15 protein-coding genes are annotated in these 17791 nt (G+C 71.2%); 10 read left to right on the forward strand and 5 right to left on the reverse strand.

Annotated features, from left to right (window positions below; genetic code table 11):
- Positions 1–133 precede the first annotated feature (133 nt).
- From ACFHYQ_RS15500 to ACFHYQ_RS15525, 6 genes are read left to right on the forward strand one after another with little or no spacing between them, the layout of a single operon-like run.
- On the forward strand, positions 134–1354 hold the full coding sequence (locus ACFHYQ_RS15500; RefSeq protein WP_394301846.1) for an ROK family transcriptional regulator: 1221 nt from the start codon (positions 134–136) through the stop codon (positions 1352–1354).
- A gap of 36 nt (positions 1355–1390) precedes the next feature.
- On the forward strand, positions 1391–2725 hold the full coding sequence (locus ACFHYQ_RS15505; RefSeq protein ID WP_394301847.1) for an extracellular solute-binding protein: 1335 nt from the start codon (positions 1391–1393) through the stop codon (positions 2723–2725).
- Positions 2726–2728: 3 nt separating this feature from the next.
- On the forward strand, positions 2729–3682 hold the full coding sequence (locus tag ACFHYQ_RS15510; RefSeq protein ID WP_394301848.1) for a carbohydrate ABC transporter permease: 954 nt from the start codon (positions 2729–2731) through the stop codon (positions 3680–3682).
- Positions 3679–4554: a carbohydrate ABC transporter permease gene (locus ACFHYQ_RS15515; protein WP_394301849.1), complete on the forward strand. Its 876-nt coding sequence runs from the start codon at positions 3679–3681 to the stop codon at positions 4552–4554. The genes ACFHYQ_RS15510 and ACFHYQ_RS15515 overlap by 4 nt, the downstream gene beginning before the upstream one ends.
- Before the next feature lie 56 nt (positions 4555–4610).
- Entirely contained in the window at positions 4611–5873 is a 1263-nt protein-coding gene (locus ACFHYQ_RS15520; protein ID WP_394301850.1) for a 6-phospho-beta-glucosidase, read from the forward strand.
- Complete coding sequence (locus tag ACFHYQ_RS15525) at positions 5870–7015, forward strand: N-acetylglucosamine kinase (RefSeq protein WP_394301851.1); 1146 nt, start codon at positions 5870–5872, stop codon at positions 7013–7015. Before ACFHYQ_RS15520 ends, ACFHYQ_RS15525 begins: the two co-directional genes overlap by 4 nt.
- Here ACFHYQ_RS15525 and ACFHYQ_RS15530 read toward each other — a convergent pair.
- Both ACFHYQ_RS15530 and ACFHYQ_RS15535 read right to left on the reverse strand, forming a co-directional pair.
- Entirely contained in the window at positions 6993–7487 is a 495-nt protein-coding gene (locus ACFHYQ_RS15530; protein WP_394301852.1) for an Lrp/AsnC family transcriptional regulator, read from the reverse strand. The genes ACFHYQ_RS15525 and ACFHYQ_RS15530 overlap by 23 nt on opposite strands.
- A 57-nt stretch (positions 7488–7544) precedes the next feature.
- Positions 7545–10133 (reverse strand): ATP-dependent Clp protease ATP-binding subunit, encoded by a 2589-nt coding sequence (locus ACFHYQ_RS15535; protein ID WP_394301853.1) that lies wholly within the window; start codon positions 10131–10133, stop codon positions 7545–7547.
- A gap of 140 nt (positions 10134–10273) precedes the next feature.
- On the opposite strand from ACFHYQ_RS15535, the gene bioB reads away from it, so the two are divergent.
- Entirely contained in the window at positions 10274–11359 is a 1086-nt protein-coding gene (bioB, locus tag ACFHYQ_RS15540; RefSeq protein ID WP_394301854.1) for a biotin synthase BioB, read from the forward strand.
- Positions 11360–11400: 41 nt separating this feature from the next.
- Here the strand turns inward: bioB and ACFHYQ_RS15545 are convergent, their stop codons facing one another.
- The gene (locus tag ACFHYQ_RS15545; protein ID WP_394301855.1) at positions 11401–12045 is read right to left on the reverse strand and encodes a hypothetical protein; all 645 of its coding nucleotides are present in this window, start codon (positions 12043–12045) and stop codon (positions 11401–11403) included.
- 73 nt (positions 12046–12118) lie between these two features.
- The gene (locus ACFHYQ_RS15550; protein ID WP_394301856.1) at positions 12119–13234 is read right to left on the reverse strand and encodes a M24 family metallopeptidase; all 1116 of its coding nucleotides are present in this window, start codon (positions 13232–13234) and stop codon (positions 12119–12121) included.
- Positions 13235–13436: 202 nt separating this feature from the next.
- Between ACFHYQ_RS15550 and ACFHYQ_RS15555 the strand changes: the two genes are divergently transcribed.
- Positions 13437–14297 carry a PP2C family protein-serine/threonine phosphatase gene (locus ACFHYQ_RS15555; RefSeq protein WP_394301857.1) on the forward strand — a complete coding sequence of 287 codons (861 nt, stop codon included), beginning with the start codon at positions 13437–13439 and terminating at the stop codon, positions 14295–14297.
- A gap of 19 nt (positions 14298–14316) precedes the next feature.
- On the opposite strand, the gene ACFHYQ_RS15560 is transcribed toward ACFHYQ_RS15555, so the two are convergent.
- On the reverse strand, positions 14317–15006 hold the full coding sequence (locus tag ACFHYQ_RS15560) for a phosphatidylglycerol lysyltransferase domain-containing protein (protein WP_394301858.1): 690 nt from the start codon (positions 15004–15006) through the stop codon (positions 14317–14319).
- Positions 15007–15099: 93 nt separating this feature from the next.
- Here ACFHYQ_RS15560 and ACFHYQ_RS15565 point away from each other — a divergent pair, with 93 nt between their 5' ends.
- Positions 15100–17148 (forward strand): sensor histidine kinase, encoded by a 2049-nt coding sequence (locus ACFHYQ_RS15565; protein WP_394301859.1) that lies wholly within the window; start codon positions 15100–15102, stop codon positions 17146–17148.
- On the forward strand, positions 17141–17764 hold the full coding sequence (locus ACFHYQ_RS15570) for a response regulator transcription factor (RefSeq protein ID WP_394301860.1): 624 nt from the start codon (positions 17141–17143) through the stop codon (positions 17762–17764). The genes ACFHYQ_RS15565 and ACFHYQ_RS15570 overlap by 8 nt, the downstream gene beginning before the upstream one ends.
- Positions 17765–17791: the final 27 nt, after the last annotated feature.

A 17791-nucleotide genomic window follows, 5' to 3' on the forward strand; every position in this document is an offset into this window, starting at 1 on the left:
TCGGTGGCCCTGTCCGGGTGCGGGTCACAGGTCGGTTGCGGCGCCGCCGGCCCGTTGACATCGGCAGCCGGGGCCTCTATAAGTTAGGAAACTTTACTAATAGAAGATTAAGCGCAGGTTGGAGGGACGGCCGGTGAGCGAACGGCCCATGGGTGGAACGCCCAGCCTGCTGCGGGCGATCAACGACGGCGCCGCGCTCCGGGTCCTGCTGGAGCGGGGTCCCCTCACCCGCCCGGAGCTGGGCGCGCTCATCGGGCTGTCCAAGCCGACCGCCTCCCAGCTCCTGGCCAGACTCCAGGAGGCCGGCCTGGTCGTGCTGGACGGCATCCGCGGGGGCATGCCGGGCCGTACGGCCGAGCTGTACCGGATCAATCCCGGCGCGGCGCACGTGGCGGCGCTGGACGTGACCCCGGCCAGGATCGAGGTGGCCGTCGCGGACATCACGGGGGGCGCGGTCGCCACGCACCGCCTGCCCACCCCCGGCCGGAGCGGCGGCGACGTGGTGGAACGCGTGCGCTCGGCGCTCACCGGCGCCTGCTCCCCCGCCGGGCTCGATCCGCGGACGCTGAACCGTGTCGTCATCGGCATCGGCGGCGCGATCGACCCCTCCACCGGCCGCCTGGGGTACGCGGCGCACATCCCCGGCTGGCACGTCCCGGACGTGGTCGGCACGTTGCGCGACGGGATCGGCGTGCCGGTCGACATCGAGAACGACGTGAACCTCGCCGCTCAGGCGGAGCGGTCGCGGGGCGCCGCGCGGGGCCACCGCGACTTCGTGCTGCTGTGGGCCGAGGAGGGCCTCGGCGCGGCCCTGGTCCTGGACGGGCGGCTGCACCGGGGCGCGACCGGAGGCGCGGGCGAGGTCGGCTACATGCCGGTGATCGGCGCCCCCACCGCCCGCGATGTCGGCAAGCGGTCCAGGCATGGTTTCCAGGCGCTGTCCGGCGGCATCGCCGTACTGAACATCCTGCGTGCACACGGCCTGCGCGGGCCGAGCCCGGCGCAGGCCGTGCGGAACGCCGTGGCCGCGATCGAGCGTGGCCGGCCGGAGGCCGCGCGGGCGAACGCGGCCCGGGCGGCGCTCGCGGAGGTGGCCACCCGCCTCGCGCTCGGGCTCGCCTCGGTCACCGCGGTCGTCGACCCCGAGATCGTCGTCCTGTCCGGCGGAGTGCCGATGGCCGGCGGCGAGATCCTGCGCGAGCTCGTCGAGCGGGAGCTGCACGCGCTGACCATCCCCCGACCCCCGGTGCGGCTGTCCGCCGTCGAGGGCAATCCCGTCATCGCCGGCGCCCTCGACCTCGCCCTCGGCGCGACCCGCGACGAGCTGTTCGGCCCCCTGATCTCCCCGTCCTGATGATCATGATTTCCTGACAGAAAGGCACCCCCCGAGATGAGACGACCGCTCGTGATCCCCGCGGCGGCGGCCGCCGGTCTCGCCCTGCTCACCGCCTGCACGGCCGGCACGGAGTCCTCCGGCCCGCCGAAGGTCGGGGCGAGCGCGACCGATCAGACCCCGGTCACCATCGAGTTCTGGCACGGCTTCAGCGCCGACAGCGAGCTCAAGGCGTTCGAGGACACGCTCGCCGGCTTCAACCAGAAGTTCCCGTGGATCACGGTCAAGGCGACCAAGGCGATCCAGGACGACCAGATCATCCAGTCGGTCCGCGGCGGCAACCCGCCCGACGTCGCCCTGTCGTTCACCACCGACAGCGTGGCCGAGTTCTGCAAGGCCGGCATCTTCCAGGACCTGAACCCGTACCTGACGGCGAGCAAGATCGACGGGACGGCACTGTTCCCCAAGGTCATCGACGAGTACACCCAGTACGACGGCAAGCGGTGCGTGCTGCCCATGCTCGCCGACGCCTACGGGCTCTACTACAACAAGAAGCTCATGCAGGGCAACGAACCGCCCAAGACGCTGAGCGAACTGGCCGACCTCGCCAAGAAGCTCACGGTCAAGAACGCCAAGGGCGACCTCGAGGTCGCCGGTTTCATGCCGATCAGCCAGATGTACGAGAACTCCCCGATCCACACCGGGGTCATGGTCGGCGCGAAGTGGACCAACCCCGACGGCACCTCGGCCATCGGCTCCGACCCGCAGTGGAAGAAGCTGATGACCTGGCAGAAGGACCTGACCGACTGGTTCGGCTACGACAAGATCGAGAAGTTCCGCAAGAGCTTCGGGGACGAGTGGTCGGCCGACAACCCCTTCCACAAGGGCAAGGTCGCGATGGCCATCGACGGTGAGTGGCGGGTCGCCATGCTCGCCGACAGCGCCCCCGACCTCGACTACGGCACCGCCCCGTTCCCGGTCGCCGACGACCAGCCCGAGCGGTACGGCGCGGGCTTCATCACCGGCACCGTCATCGGTATCCCGAAGGGGGCCAAGCACGCCGAGGCGGCCTGGGAGCTGGTCAAGTACCTGACCACCGACACCGATGCGCTGGTCACGCTGTCGAACGCGATCCGCAACGTGCCGAGCACGCTGCCCGCGCTGCAGTCGCCGAACCTGAAGAAGGACGAGCACTTCCAGACCTTCCTCGACGTGTTCGCCAACCCGAACAGCACCACGCTGCCGGCCCACCTCAACTCCGTCTTCAACCAGCAGGCGCTGCAGGAGGCGCAGATCAAGTGGGAGTCCGGCCGGGCCGATGACCTGGACGCCCTGCTCGCCGACGTGGACAAGAGGATCGACGACAAGCTGAAGCTGACCGCGGGCGGCTGATCCATGGCAGCCGTTCCACTCGCCGGCCGAGGTCGAGGTACGGGCCGCGGCCGGCGCGACAATCTCCGCGCGCTGATCTGGCTCTCCCCGTGGATCATCGGGTTCGCGGTCTTCTTCCTCTACCCGCTGCTCGCCACCGTCTATTTCTCCTTCCAGCGGTACGACATGTTCACGCTGGAGCCGGTGGGGCTGTTGAACTACCGGTACTTCCTGGAGGATCCGGCCGCCTGGCGGTCGATCAAGAACACGCTGTGGCTGGTCGTGGTCATGGTCCCGCTGCGGGTGCTGTTCGGCCTCGGCGTGGCCCAGCTCATCACCAGGCTGAAGGCCGGAGTGGGGCTGTTCCGTACGATCTTCTATCTGCCGTCGCTGGTGCCGGTGGTGGCCGGGACGCTCGGGTTCGTGTACCTGCTGAACCCGGGCACCGGCCCGGTGCAGGCCATCCTGTCCGCGGTGGGGATCGGCTCCCCCGACTGGTTCGGCGACCCGGCCTGGTCGAAGTGGGGGCTGACCATGCTCGCCCTCTGGTCGGTCGGCGACCTGATGGTGATCTTCATGGCCGCCCTGCTGGACGTGCCCAAGCAGCTGTACGAGGCCGCCGCGATCGACGGGGCGGGCGCCTGGCAGCGGTTCTACCGGATCACACTGCCCGTGATCCGGCCGGTGCTGATGTTCGCCGCGGTGACCGGGGTCATCCAGGCCCTGCAGTACTTCACCCAGGCGATGATCGCGGCCCGGGTCGCCTCCGGGTCCACCGACTCGGCCGGGTCGGTGTTCACCCCGGGCTACCCCGACCAGTCGACGCTGACATTCCCCGAATGGCTCTACCACCAGGGCTTCCGTGACTTCGCCATGGGCTACGCCTGCGTCATGGCGCTGGTGCTGTTCGTCGTCTCGATGATGTTCACGCTCGTCCTGCTGCGGCAGTTCCGGGGCTTCGCCGAGGAGGAGGCATGACGACCACCACCACCTCGGCCTCCCCCGCCGCCGCGGCCACGGCGTCGGTCAGGTGGCGGCGGATGCTCCTGTGGATCGCCCACCACGCACTCGCCATCGCATTGTCGATCATGTTCCTCGGACCGCTGGTCTTCATCGCGCTGACGGCGCTGATGGACGACAACCAGGCGCTCACCTCACAGCTGTGGCCGAAGACGTGGAACTGGGGCAACTTCACCGAGATCTTCGAGAAGGCGCCACTGCTCACCTGGATCGGCAACACGCTCATGTACTCGGTGCTGGCCACCGCGTTCATGCTGCTGTCGTCGGTCCCGGTGGCGTACGCGCTGGCGAGGTTCCGCTTCCGCGGCAGGAAGCTCGCGTTCCTGATGGTCATCACCATGATGATGCTGCCGCCGCAGGTCGTGTCCGTGCCCGTCTACCTCATCTGGGCGAGGTTCCACCTCACCGGCACCCTGTGGCCGCTGATCATCCCGATGCTGCTCGGCGACGCGTTCTCGATCTTCCTGCTCCGGCAGTTCCTGATCACGATCCCGCGTGAGTACTCCGACGCCGCCAAGGTCGACGGGTGCGGGGAGTTCCGGACTCTCGTGCGGGTGATCCTGCCGATGGCCCGCCCGGCGATCGCCGCCGTGGCGCTGTTCAGCTTCTTCTACTGCTGGAACGACTACTACGGTCCGCTGCTCTACGCCCGGACGGACCTGGACCACTGGACGCTCTCGCTCGGCCTGGCCGCGTTCCGGTCGGTGCACCGCGTCCAATGGAACCTCACGATGGCCGCCACCCTCCTCGTGATAGCCCCGGTGATCATCCTGTTCTTCTTCGCGCAGAAAGTCTTCATCGAGGGCGTCAAGCTGACCGGCGTCAAATAGGACAGCGCCAAATAAGACGGCGCCGAACAAGACATCCGAAAGGACGTAGACATCACATGAAGCTGGCCGTTGTCGGGGGCGGCTCCACCTACACTCCGGAACTCATCGACGGCTTCGCCCGGCTGCGCGACGAGCTGCCCCTCTCGGAGATCGTGCTCATCGACCCGGACGAACACCGCCTCGGCCTCGTGGCCGCCATGGCCGGGCGGATGCTCGCCCGCGCCGGCCACCCGGCCCGGGTGACCGCCTCCACGACCGTGGACGAGTGCGTCGCCGGAGCCGCCGCCGTGCTGATCCAACTGCGCGTGGGCGGTCAGGCCGCCCGCGACGTCGACGAGACCCTCCCCCTCGAGTGCGGCTGCGTCGGGCAGGAGACCACGGGCGCGGGCGGGCTCGCCAAGGCGCTGCGTACCGTCCCGGTGGTGCTCGGCATCGCCGAGCGGGTACGCGCGCACGCCCCCGGCGCGTGGATCGTGGACTTCACCAACCCCGTCGGCATCGTCACCAAGGCGCTGCTCGACGCGGGCCACCGCGCGATCGGGCTGTGCAACGTGGCGGTCGGGTTCCAGCGCCGCGCCGCGGCCGCGCTGGGCGTCACCCCGGACCGGATCTCCCTGGACCACGTCGGGCTCAACCACCTCACCTGGGTGCGTGCCGTACGGCTGGACGGCGAGGACGTGCTCCCCGAGGCGATGGAGAACCACGCTGAGGAACTCGCCGAGGCGGCGGGCCTGCCGGTGGAGCTGATCCGCCGGCTCGGCGCCGTGCCGTCGTACTACCTGCGCTACTACTACCAGCACGACCAGGTGGTCGAGGAGCAGAAAGCAGGCCCGTCCCGGGCCGCGCGGGTCGCCGCCATCGAGTCCGAACTGCTGGAGATGTACGCCGACCCGGCCGTGGACGCCAAACCGGAACTGCTGGAAAAGCGCGGCGGCGCGTTCTACTCCGAGGCCGCCGTGGCGTTGATCGCCTCTCTTGTCGGCGACCGGGGCGACGTCCAGGTGGTGAACACCCGCAACGGGGGGACCCTGCCCTTCCTCGACGACGACGCGGTCATCGAGGTCCCGGCGGTGATCGGCGTCCACGGGGCGGCACCGGCGCCCGTCGACCCCGTCGAGCCGCTCTACCGCGGCCTGATCTCCCATGTCTCCGCCTATGAGACGCTCGCCCTCGACGCGGCCCGCAACGGCGGCACGGACCGCGTCAGGGCCGCCCTGCTGGCCCATCCGCTGATCGGGCAGGCGGCACTCGCCGACGACCTCGCCGACCGGCTGATCGCCGCCAACCGGGCGCACCTGCCGTGGACGGTGTCCCGGTGACCGCTGCCGGCCCAGGCCGTGCCGCGCCTGCCGCCGGGAGCCCGAGCTCGGACGGCGGGGGCCGTACCGTGCTGGCGGTGGACGGCGGGAACAGCAAGACCGACGTCGCCCTGGTGCGCGAGGACGGGACCGTGCTCGCGACCGGCCGCGGCCCGGGGTTCCTGCCGCAGAGCGCGGGGGTCGCCGCGGCGATCGACGTGATCGGTCAGACCGTACGGCAGGCCCTCGCAGGCGGCGGGCAGCACGTCCGGTTGCCCGCCTTGCACGACGGGAGGCCCGACGGGTTACCCGAGGGGGAAGGTGATCGGGAGTACGGCCTGCCGTACGCCGATCACGTGGCGGCCTATGTGGCGGGGGCCGACCTGCCGATCGAGGAGGAGCGGCTCAGCGACGAACTGCTCGCCCGCGGATACGGGCGCACCGCGACCGTGGGCAACGACACGTTCGCGCTGCTGCGCGCGGGGGCGAGCGCACCATGGGGCGTCGCGGTCGTGTGCGGTGCCGGCATCAACGCGGTCGGCGTCGCGCCCTCGGGCCAGGTGGCCCGGTTCCCCTCCCTCGGCCGGCTCAGCGGCGACTGGGGCGGCGGCCACCACCTGGGCGAAGAGGCGCTGTGGCACGCCGTACGGGCCGAGGACGGCCGGGGACCGGCGACGGCCCTCACCGACGCCGTCCTGGCGTGCTTCGGCACAGCCACCGTCGAGGATGCCGTCATCCGGCTGCATCTCGGGGAGGAGTCCCTCGACCGGCTGCACGACCTGGTGCCCCCGCTGCTCGCCACGGCCACCGACGGGGACGCCGTCGCCATGTCGGTCGTGAAGCGGATGGCGGAGGAGGTGGCCGTGCTCGGGATCGTCGCGATGCGGCGCACCGGCCTCCTCGGCGAACCCTGTGAGGTCGTGCTCGGCGGCGGGGTGCTCACCGCCGGCCATCCGCTGCTGATGTCGCTGATCGAGCGGGGCTACACGGAGCGGGCTCCGCTCGCGAAGCTGGTGGTCGCCGACGTGCCGCCCATCGTGGGGGCCGCCCTGCTCGGCCTGGACCGGCTCGGGGCGCCCGCCGATGCGGCCGAGCGGGTACGGGCGCACTTCCTCGTCAGCCCCCCGGCCCGGGACCTCGTCAGCCCCCCGGCCCGGGAGTGACCTCCGGTTCCGCCTCCGCCCCGGACTCCGGCTCGACCATCGGTGTGCGGTGCTCGTAGGGGGTGCTCAGCACGACCGTGGTGCGCGTGCTGACGTTGGCCGACGCGCGGATCTGCTGGAGCAACTCCTCCAGCGCGAACGGCGAGGCGACGCGGACCTTGAGGATGTAGCTCTCGTCACCGGCCACGCTGTGGCACGCCTCGATCGCGGTGAGGTGCCTGAGCCGCTCCGGGGCGTCGTCGGGCGCGGCCGGGTCGATCGGTTTGATCGAAACGAACGCGGTCAGCGGCAGGCCGATCTCGTCGTAGTCCACCAGCGCCGCGTAGCCGCGGATGACCCCGCGCCTCTCCAGCCTGCGCACCCGCTGGTGGACCGCCGACACCGACAGCCCGGTCTCCTTGGCCAGGTCGGTGAAGCTCATCCGGCCGTCCCTCGCCAGCAATGTCACGATTCGTCGATCGATCTCCTCCACGCCAGAAACGGTAGCGCCGTCCCGATGTGCCCGTGTGCGGGATGTGCCCGGAATGGCTCAGAGGTAGTGTCCGGGGGCGTGCACCCGGTCCTCCGGCCGGGTCTCCTCCCGCTCCGGGGCGACCCGGGCGTGCGGCTCGGCGCCGGGTGCCGGGGCGCCCTCCTCCTCCAGCACCGTGAACGCCAGGTCGCCCTCCCGCACGCCCACGTGGACCCGCTGACCGGGCTTGAGCGTGCCGTCGAGGAGCAGCCGGGAGAGCGTGTTGTCGATCTTGCGCTGGATCGTACGGCGCAGCGGACGTGCCCCGAACTCCGGCTGGTACCCCTGCACCGCCAGCCAGTCGACCGCCGCGGCGTCGACGTCGAGGGCGACGTCCTGGGCGTGCAGCCGCCGCCTGCTGTCCTCCAGCAGCAGCCCGGTGATCTGCCTGAGCTGCTCGACGTCGATGCCGTGGAACACGATCGTCTCGTCGATCCGATTGAGGAACTCGGGCCGGAACGCCCGCTGCAGCAGCCGCATGAGCTGCCCGCGCAGCCCGGCCGCCTCCCCCGGATGCGCCATGATCAGGTCGGCGCCGAGGTTCGACGTCATGATCAGCACGGTGTTCTTGAAGTCGACCATGCGGCCCTGCGCGTCGGTGAGCCGCCCGTCGTCCATCACCTGCAGCAGCAGGTTGAACACATCCGGGTTGGCCTTCTCTATCTCGTCGAGGAGGAGAACCGAGTACGGCCGCCGCCGTACCGCCTCGGTGAGCTGGCCCGCCTCCTCGTAGCCCACATAGCCGGGCGGCGCGCCGACGAGCCGGGAGACCGTGTGCCGCTCCTGGAACTCACTCATGTCGAACCGGATCATCCGGTCCTGGTCGCCGAACAGCGCCTCGGCCAGCGCGCGGGCCAGTTCCGTCTTGCCGACCCCGGTCGGGCCGAGGAAGAGGAACGAACCGATCGGCCGGCCCGGATCGCCGAGCCCGGCGCGCGAACGCCGTACCGCCTCGGCCACCGCCGCGACCGCCTCGTCCTGGCCGACCACCCGCTGGTGCAGATGCTCCTCCAGCGCGAGCAGGCGCTCCTTCTCCTCCTGCGTGAGCTGCGCGACCGGAATGCCGGTCGCCCGGGAGACGATCTCGGCGATGTCGGCCGCGGTGACCTCCGGCACCCCCCGACGGCCGTCCCTGGTCTCCTCGATCCGCCGCCCGAGCTCGGCGATCTCGTCGCGGAGCTCGGTGGCGCGCTCGTAGTCCTCGGAGGCGACGGCCTGCTCCTTGTCGCGCTGCCGCTGCTCCAGCCGCTCCTCCAGCTCGCGGGTGTCGGACGGCGTGGTCCTGGTCCGCAGCGCGACCCGCGCCCCGGCCTGGTCCATCAGGTCGATCGCCTTGTCCGGCAGGAACCGCCCCGTCACGTACCGGTCGGACAGCTCCGCCGCCGCGATGAGCGCCTCGTCGCCGAACCGCACCTGGTGATGCGCCTCGTAGCGGTCCCGCAGCCCGCGCAGGATCTCGATCGTGTCGGCGACACCGGGCTCCGGCACGAGGACCGGCTGGAAACGCCGCTCCAGCGCCGCGTCCTTCTCGACATAGCGCCGGTACTCGTCCAGTGTGGTCGCGCCCACCACGTGCAGTTCGCCCCGGGCCAGCGCCGGCTTGAGCATGTTCGAGGCGTCGATCGCGCCCTCGGCGCCCCCGGCACCGACCACCGTGTGCATCTCGTCGATGAACACGACGAGATCGTCGCCGTGGTCGCGGATCTCGTCCATGACTTTCTTCAGCCGTTCCTCGAACTCGCCGCGGAACTTGGTGCCGGCGACCATCCCGGCGAGATCGATCTGCACCACGCGCTTGCCGCGCAGGGTCTCCGGCACCGCCCCGTCGACCACCCGCTGCGCCAGCCCCTCGACGATCGCGGTCTTGCCCACGCCGGGATCGCCCAGCAGCACCGGATTGTTCTTGGTGCGCCGCGACAGCACCTCGACCGTCTGGGCGATCTCGTCGTCCCGGCCGATCACCGGGTCGATCCTGCCCTCCTTGGCCAGCTCGGTCAGGTCCGTGCCGTACTGGTCCAGCGTCGGGGTCGTGCTCGGCGGCCGCCGGGACGGCACCGGCTCGGCGACGCCCGTCGCCGTGTCCGCGCCCAGCGCCTGCGGGGAGATCCGCCGCAGCAACCGTCCCGCCATCGAGTCGGGGTTGGCCGACAGCGCCAAGACGAGGTGATCCGGACCGATGTAGGAGTGCCCGGTGGCTCTGGCGATCCGCCGCGCGTCGAGCAGTGCCCGTTTCGCCGCCGGGGACAGCGGCATCGGCCCCTGGCGCGGCTCGCGCCGCTCGGCCATGTCCGCCACGCTCCCGCCCAGTTCATCCGGATCCGCTCCGGCCTGCTCAAGCAGCCGCCGTGACGCGTCAACCTGGGTGGCGGCCCACAGCAGATGTTCGGTGTCGAGGTACGGCGCGCCGCACTCGGCCGCCTTCGCCACCGCGACACGGAGCAACTCGATCGCGTCCTCACTCAGCAGCCGCCCGATGTCCACCGGCCGGCCCGAGCCGACGGGCTCCCTCCCGAAGAACCGGGAGATCAGTTCGTCCAGTGGGCTGAAACCGTACGGCCAGAACTCGCTGCTCGCCATGTCATCCCCCAGCGGCGTAGTCAGGTTCATTGGTGTCAGGTGTCGGTCAAACCTCCGCCTACCCCTGGTCGCCTGACGTAACCGGTCTCCTCCCCTCTTCCGGGACGGGATGGCATGCTGGGTCCGGTCCCCTTGATCGTCGATCGATCACGTGAACGGAGAGGCGAAGAATGATTTCACTCGAGGCACTGGCGGAGAAGGCGATCCGCCTGGAGCCGCTGGCCCGCGACGAGGCGTGTGCCGTGCTGGGCACGCCGGACGACGACATCCTGGACGTGGTCGCCGCGGCCTTCCGGGTGCGCCGCCACTTCTTCGGCAGGCGGGTCAAGCTCAACTATCTGGTCAACCTGAAGAGCGGACTCTGCCCGGAGGACTGCACCTACTGCTCTCAGCGGCTCGGCTCCAAGGCCGACGTGCTCAAGTACACCTGGCTGAGCACCGAGGAGGCGGTCACGAGCGCCGCCGCGGGCATCGCCGGCGGCGCCAGGCGGGTCTGCCTGGTCGCCAGCGGCCGCGGCCCCACCGACCGGGACGTCGACAGGGTCGCGCGGAGCATCTCCGCGATCAAGGCCGATCATCCCGGCGTCGAGGTGTGCGCCTGCCTCGGGCTGCTCTCCGACGGCCAGGCCGACCGGCTGTGCCATGCCGGCGCCGACGCCTACAACCACAACCTGAACACCTCCGAGGCCACCTACGCCGACATCTGCAGCACCCATACCTTCGATGACCGGGTGGAGACCGTCGGCATGGCGAAGAAGGCGGGGCTGTCCCCCTGCTCCGGTCTCATCGCGGGCATGGGTGAGAGCGACGAGGACCTGGTCGACGTCGCGTTCGCGCTGCGTGAGCTGGCCCCCGACTCGATCCCCGTCAACTTCCTCATCCCGTTCGAGGGCACGCCGCTGGGCGGGGAGTGGAACCTGACCCCGCAGCGGTGCCTGCGCATCCTCGCCATGGTCCGCTTCGTCTGTCCATCCGCGGAGATCAGGATCGGCGGCGGGCGGGAGATCCACCTGCGGAGCATGCAGTCGCTGGCGCTCCACGTGGCGAACTCGATCTTCCTGGGCGACTACCTCACCAGCGAGGGGCAGCCGGGCCAGGACGACCTCCAGTTGATCCGCGACGCGGGCTTCACCGTCGAAGGCCCGGCAACGGACGATCCGGACGCCACCCACCACGACACTCACCACGAGGCCCACCAGGACCTCGTACGGCTCCGCAGGCGAGGCGCAGGCACCGGCGAGGCCGCCAACGCCTGAAGGTTCGAACAGCGGGTTGGAACAGGGGGTTCGAACGGGGCTCAGTCGGCGATGTGACCGATCGAGGCGACCTGGTATCCGGCGGCCTTGGAGCCCCGGACGTGCATCAGCATCGCGCCGCCCTCGTAGGACCAGGCGCAGGAGTATCCCTTCGGCTCGGCGCTGCAGCCCTGGTAGTAGTACCGCACGCCGTGCACGTCGTACCGGGCGCGGAACAGCGTGGCGACGGCCTTCGTGGCGGCCACCTCCAACCCGGCGTCGCGGTCGTGCCGCTTCCAGGCCGTGAAGAGTCCCTTCGCGGCCGCGGACGGCGCGCTGAGATGCCGGGAGGTGTAGACCTTCGCGACCTTCGACCCGGACACGATCATCAGTACGCCGTTCAGCCCGCCGGGCACGCGGACGCTGGTGTGCACGAACCGGCAGGCGTTGCGGACACACCCGGCGAACTCGTCCGGCGCACGGTACGGATAGGCGAACAGGGTCTTGACCGCGGCCGGCAGGGCGTGGCGGGCCGCGGCGGCGCGGTCTCCCCGCTGCCAGGCATTGAACAACGCTCCGGCCGTCTTCGCGGGGGCGGGCGCCGCCGCGGAGGCGCCCGCCTGGGCGGAGGCGGGCCCGGACGGCAGCAGCGTCAGGGTGGCGCCCGCCGCGACGACGGCGCCGATGAGAACGGATCGCTTGATCATGATCCGTACACTAACGTTCGCCGGTTGCAATCCGCTTACCCGACGATCACCCCTGCTCGCCGCCGGCGCCCGGCTACACGACGACCAGGTCGCGGGTGGTGTTGTTCATCCGCTCGCCGGCGGTCTCACCGCAGACGACGATGTCCTCGATCCGGGCGCCGTGCTTGCCGGGCAGGTAGATGCCGGGCTCGACGGAGAAGGCGAAGCCCGGCTCCATCGGCTCGGTGTTGCCGCTGACGATGTACGGCTCCTCGTGGGTCTCCAGGCCGATGCCGTGACCGGTGCGGTGGATGAAGCGGTCGCCGAAGCCCGCCTCAGCGATCACCTCGCGGGCGGCGGCGTCCACCGACTCGCAGGTCACCCCCGGCCGCACATGAGCGCAGGCCGCCTCCTGGGCGCTCCTGAGCACCTCGTAGTAGGCCGCGAACTCCGCCGGAGGCTCGCCGATGCAGTACACCCGGGTGGAGTCGGAGCAGTAACCGCTCGGCATGGTCCCGCCGATGTCGACCACAACGGGCTCGCCGGGCTGGATCATCCGGTCGGACAGCTCGTGGTGGGGGCTCGCGCCGTTCGGCCCGGAGCCGACGATCACGAAGTCGACCCGGGTGTGCCCGGCGTCGATGATCGCCTCGGCGATGTCCCTGCCGACCTCGCGCTCGGTCCGGCCGGCCTTCAGCAGGCTCGGGACCAGGTTGTGCACGGCGTCGATGGCCGCCCCGGCCTCCGCCAGCGCCGCCCTCTCGGCCGGTGTCTTGCGCATGCGCAGCTCGCGCAGCGCGCTCCCGGCGAGCACCTGCTCGGCCTCCGGCATGACAGCGCGGAACCGCAGCGACTGCATGGCCCACATGCGGTCGGCGAGGCCGACCCGTCCGACGGCGCCCAGCCTGCGCGCCACCTCTTCGTATGGATCGTCTGTCTCGTCCCAGGCCACGAACTCGATCCCGAGCCGGGCGGCCTGCGAGTGCTCGGCCGCCGGCAGTTCCAGGCGCGGCACCGTCAGGAACGGCTCCCCGGTGGCGGGCACGGCGAGGCAGGTCAGCCGCTCCAGGGGCAGCGCGTCATAGCCGGTGACATAGCGTAGATCAGGACCGGGAGTCAGCAGCAGGGCCCCGAGACCGGCTCGGGCGGCGGCCTCGCGGACCTCGGCCAGGCGGGCCACCGGATAGAGCTCAGAGGACGTCGTTGTCACACCACCCAATCTAGTGCCACCCCGAGACGGTGATCGCCGCCGGAAGGCGACACGCGGCGACCGCCGAGAGCCGGGTGTTTATTCCACCGCATAGAAGAAATCCCATCCCGGCGGTGCAGACTACTGCTACGCTCCGCGCTAGAACGATCACGTTCCGTTCTACCCCGTCCCCGTATCCGAGAGCATCCGGAGAGCGAGTTCCATGGTCGGCCTAGTGGACGGCGCGCAGCCGTCCCTCCCCCCCGCCGACGACCCCGTACCGGAGTCGTGGCGGCAACTGCACGATGTCCGGGCACGAGCCGCCGAGCGGGCCCATGCCGCCGCTGGCCTGCGGGACGCGGTCCTGCCCGGGCCGGCGAGCTCGAACGACCTCCCCTACGCCGGCATCGCGGTCCGCTCCGTCCCGGCCGGCGACGCCACCGGCCTGGGAGGCGACTGGCACGAGGCGGTTCAGCTGCCGGACGGACGGCTGTTCCTGGCCGTCGGCGACGTGTCCGGCCACGGAGAGCCGGCGATCGACAAGATGACCCGCCTGCGGCGGGCACTGCTCGGGCTGAGCATGACAGGGGCCTCCCCGGGTCTGCTGCTCGCCCAGCTCAACGCCCTCGTGCTGGACGGGTTCGCGGACACGACCGCAACGGTGGTCTGCGGCCACTTCGATCCGGCCACGCGCCGGCTCTCCTGGGCGCAGGCCGGTCACCCCGCCCCCATCCTGGTGCGGCACGGCGCCGCCCGCCAGCTCGCGGCCCCCGCCGGGGTCGTGCTGGGCGCGACGGCGAACCCGCCGTACGGCATGGCGGAGGTCGGGCTCGCCCCCGGCGACCTGCTGCTGATGTTCACCGACGGCCTCGTCGAACGGCGCGACCGCGATATCGGCGAGGGGGTGTCGCTCGCCGTCCGCGCCGCCGAGGAGGTCGCCCCCGAGGATGTGGCCGTCGACGCCGGAACGGATCCCGGTGCGGACTTCGGCGCGAAGCTCGACCGGTTCGTCGAGGCGGTCGGCGGGCCCAACCCCGAGGACGACGTGTGCCTGCTGGCCATGCGGCTGACCGGCCGCACGTGACACGGCCGGAGCCGGCCGTTCAGAGGGTTCGGGTGCCCGGTCGGGCGACGAGCCAGATCGACACCGCGACGATCCACAGCAGGCGCAGCTGGTTCGTGGCGAGGAAGACGGCCGATGTGTCCGGCATCAGGATGAGCGGGACGACCGCGAAGGCGGCGACAGCTCCGAGACCGAGCACGATTCGGGGCACCTGGACACCCCGGCGGCGGGCGGCGAGCCCTGCCATCGTCGCCGCCCCGATCGCCACGCCGAGCGCCAGTTGTGCCTCGACCAGTGCGACCAGCCAGCCGCGGTCGAGCAGTGCCACGAGTTCGGGTGGCACGGTCATCGCGGGCGCGGTCCGGCGGGTCAGTGGCACCGCCCAGGCGAACGCATCGCTGACCAGCGCCCCCGCCAGGAAGAGGGTCAGGGCGAGGCCGGTGACGGACGGCCAGATGCCGTCCGGGTCCCACATGCCGACGAGCCTTCGGATGCCTCCGAGGAACACCAGGAGGAGGACGTAGGACAGGGCACCGACGGCCAGCGCGGTCAGGGCGGTGGACGCGGTGGCTGGATCGGCGAGCCAGGCGGTGATCGCACCGGGCGCGTCCGACGCCGTCACGTCCGGCAGGGTCGCGAAGGTGATGAAGTAGCCGAGCACCGCCACGCCTACCAGCCCGGCGATGCCTGTGGTCAGCCGGGCGCCGCGGCCGAGGTCTGTTGAAGTCATGGCGGCAGGGTGCACGCGGATCAGTCCCGATGTCATGAGCCGGGCAGCGGTGGGCGCCGGGAAATCCTCCCGGTCGCGCCGGGAAGTCAGCCCGTGACGAGCACCGGGGCGACCTGGTGGAATTGTGACGTGGCGGGTCGTGTGCGGTGGTGGGTGGCGGTCATGTTCGTGCTCGGCGGCGCCCTGACGGCCCTCGCCGTCGCCGACTACGCCCACGCCGGATGGACCGGCGGCCGATGGCGGGTGCCGGCCGAAGCCGTGACCGCGATGAGCTGGCTCACCGCCGGCACGGTGACGGCGTACGCAAGACCGAGGATGCCGTTCGGGTGGCTGCTCGCGGCGGGCGGACTGTGCCTGGCGGCAAGCGGCGCCTTGACCGCGCATGCGTCGCTCGCGGCGATCGACGGACGCGTCGCGGAGGCGGCCTGGACCGGCTGGGTGGGCGGTTGGGTGTTCTTCCCCCACCTCGGGGCGGCCGCCGCCGTCTATCTGCTCTTCCCTGCCGGTGATCTGCCGTCGCCCCGGTGGCGGGTCGCGCTTCCGCTTGCCGGCGCGGCCAACGTCGCCGCCGTGCTGGTGACCGCGCTGACCCCCGGTCCGCTCGCGGCCGACGGGCCTCTGGCGTCCGTCGCGAACCCGATCGGCGGCGTCGCGTGGGCGCCCTCGGCACTGCCGTTCGCGGTGGCCGCCATCAACGCCGCCTTCCTCAGCTCTGTCGTCGCCATGCGATTACGGCTACGCGGCATCGACGCCCGCCTGCGGCCGACCGTGCGCCTGGTGTTCTGGCTCGCCGTCGTGAACACGGGGATCGGCCTGCTGCTGATCGAGCCGCCAGGTCCCTGGATATACGGGATGGCCGTGCCGAGCACGGTGTGCCTGACGGCCGCAGTCAGTTTCGGCATCGTCCGCGGCGCGTTGTGGGACGTCCGCGCCACGGTCGGACGCGCACTCACCTTCCTGGCGCTCACCGGCTGCGTCGTCGCGGTGTTCGTCGGCGCCGTCACCGCATCGACCATCCTTCTCGGCAACGACGTCACCGGCGTGCCGGTCGCGGCTCTGATCGTGTGCGTCGGCCTGACCCCCGTGCAGCGGCGGCTACGCGACTGGATCGAACGTCTCCTCTACGGTCGGCGAACCGAGCCGTACGCCGTCCTGTCGGCGTTCGGCACCACCTTGGAGGCGGCCGGCGAGCCAGGTGAGGGATTGCGGCACCTCACCGAGTTGGCCGCCGCCAGTCTGCGACTGCCCTGGGTGGCCGTCGAACTGCGGGCGGCCGGCACGGCCCCCGTCGCATCCGCCGGCCGACCGCAGGACCGCGTGGTTCATCTGGCCCTGCGCCATCACGGTGAAGATCTCGGCGCCCTCGTCGTCGGGCTGCGTGCCGGGGAGACGGAGTTCGCCCCGACCGACCGGCGGCTACTCGAGGATCTCGCGCGGCAGGCCGGAGCAGCCGCCTACGCCAGTTCGTTGACCGCCGCGTTGCGGCGGCATCGGGCGGATCTCGTGGCCGTCCGCGAGCAGGAGCGCCGACGGCTACGCCGGGACCTGCACGACGGAGTCGCCTCCACGCTGACGGCACTCGGACTGAAAACCGAGGTAGCGGCCGAGCTGCTGCCGCACCGACCGGAGCGTGGCGCGGTGTTGATCGCCGAGGTACGCTCCGATCTCGCCACGGCGCTGTCGGACATCCGCCGGGTCATCGACGACCTCGGTCCGGCGGTGGTGACGGATCTGGGGCTGAGCGGCGCGCTCGCGACGCTCGTACGGCGCTTCTCGTCGGACAACATGACGGTGACGGCCGACATCGCACCGGGCGCCGACCGTCTCGATCCCTCGGTCGAAGCCGCCGTGTACTGGATCGTCAACGAGGCCCTGCAGAACGTCGCGAAGCACGCGCAGGCGTCACGGTGCGAGGTCACGATGACGGTCGCCGGGGCCGATGTGGAGCTGAGGATCGCCGACGACGGCCGGGGCATCCCGCCGGACGCGACGGCCGGCGGCGGGATGCCGAACATGCGGCTGCGCGCCGAGGAGGTCGGCGGTTCCTGGTCCGTCGGCGGCCCCGGCGTCGGAACCGAAGTGCGAGCGACTCTGCCCCTGGCCGTGCCCCTGACGGCAACGGAGGAACGTCTCGATGACTGACCCGATCCGCGTCGTCCTCGTCGACGACCACCCGATGCTCATCGACGGTCTCCGCCTGGCCCTCGACGTCGAAGGCATCTCGGTCGTGGGCGTCGCGGGCACGGCCGCCGAGGCCGCGGCCCTGGTCGGCGAACAGGCGCCCGACGTCGTCGTGATGGATGTGCACCTGCCGGACGGTTCCGGCATTCACGCCCTGTCGCGTCTGCTCGCGCTACAGCCCCGCCTGGGGATCCTCATGCTGACCATGGCCGCCGACGACCACCTCATCGGTGCGGCCATGGCCGCCGGGGCGAGCGGCTACCTCCTCAAGGGAGCCTCGCGTGAGGAGATCGTGCGGGCGATCAGGGCGGTTGCCGACGGTCAGGTCATCTTCGGCTCGTCCGTCGGCCGCAGGGCGGTCGCAGGCCTGAACTTCGCTCCGCCGTTCCCCCAGCTGACCCAGCGGGAACGTGAGGTCCTCGCACTGGTCGCCGCCGGCCACGACAACCCCGCGATCGCCCGTACCCTGCACATCTCGGCCAAGACGGCCGCCAACCACGTCTCGGCGATCCTGGTCAAGCTCGGAGCGGCCGACCGCACCCAGGCCGCGCTCATCGCTCTCAAGGCCGGGCTCTGAGCCCCGAGACACCTGCGGTCGGGACAC

This window comes from Sphaerimonospora cavernae, assembly GCF_042435035.1.
GTDB lineage: Bacteria > Actinomycetota > Actinomycetes > Streptosporangiales > Streptosporangiaceae > Sphaerimonospora > Sphaerimonospora cavernae.

Bases quoted from the DNA above. Each gene is read 5' to 3' on its own strand.
- ACFHYQ_RS15570 (WP_394301860.1), top strand. From the start codon at position 17,141: ATGACTGACCCGATCCGCGTCGTCCTCGTCGACGACCACCCGATGCTC.
- ACFHYQ_RS15535 (WP_394301853.1), bottom strand. From the start codon at position 10,133: ATGAACCTGACTACGCCGCTGGGGGATGACATGGCGAGCAGCGAGTTC.
- ACFHYQ_RS15515 (WP_394301849.1), top strand. From the start codon at position 3,679: ATGACGACCACCACCACCTCGGCCTCCCCCGCCGCCGCGGCCACGGCG.
- ACFHYQ_RS15560 (WP_394301858.1), bottom strand. From the start codon at position 15,006: ATGACTTCAACAGACCTCGGCCGCGGCGCCCGGCTGACCACAGGCATC.
- ACFHYQ_RS15520 (WP_394301850.1), top strand. From the start codon at position 4,611: ATGAAGCTGGCCGTTGTCGGGGGCGGCTCCACCTACACTCCGGAACTC.
- bioB (WP_394301854.1), top strand. From the start codon at position 10,274: ATGATTTCACTCGAGGCACTGGCGGAGAAGGCGATCCGCCTGGAGCCG.
- ACFHYQ_RS15555 (WP_394301857.1), top strand. From the start codon at position 13,437: ATGGTCGGCCTAGTGGACGGCGCGCAGCCGTCCCTCCCCCCCGCCGAC.
- ACFHYQ_RS15505 (WP_394301847.1), top strand. From the start codon at position 1,391: ATGAGACGACCGCTCGTGATCCCCGCGGCGGCGGCCGCCGGTCTCGCC.
- ACFHYQ_RS15510 (WP_394301848.1), top strand. From the start codon at position 2,729: ATGGCAGCCGTTCCACTCGCCGGCCGAGGTCGAGGTACGGGCCGCGGC.
- ACFHYQ_RS15545 (WP_394301855.1), bottom strand. From the start codon at position 12,045: ATGATCAAGCGATCCGTTCTCATCGGCGCCGTCGTCGCGGCGGGCGCC.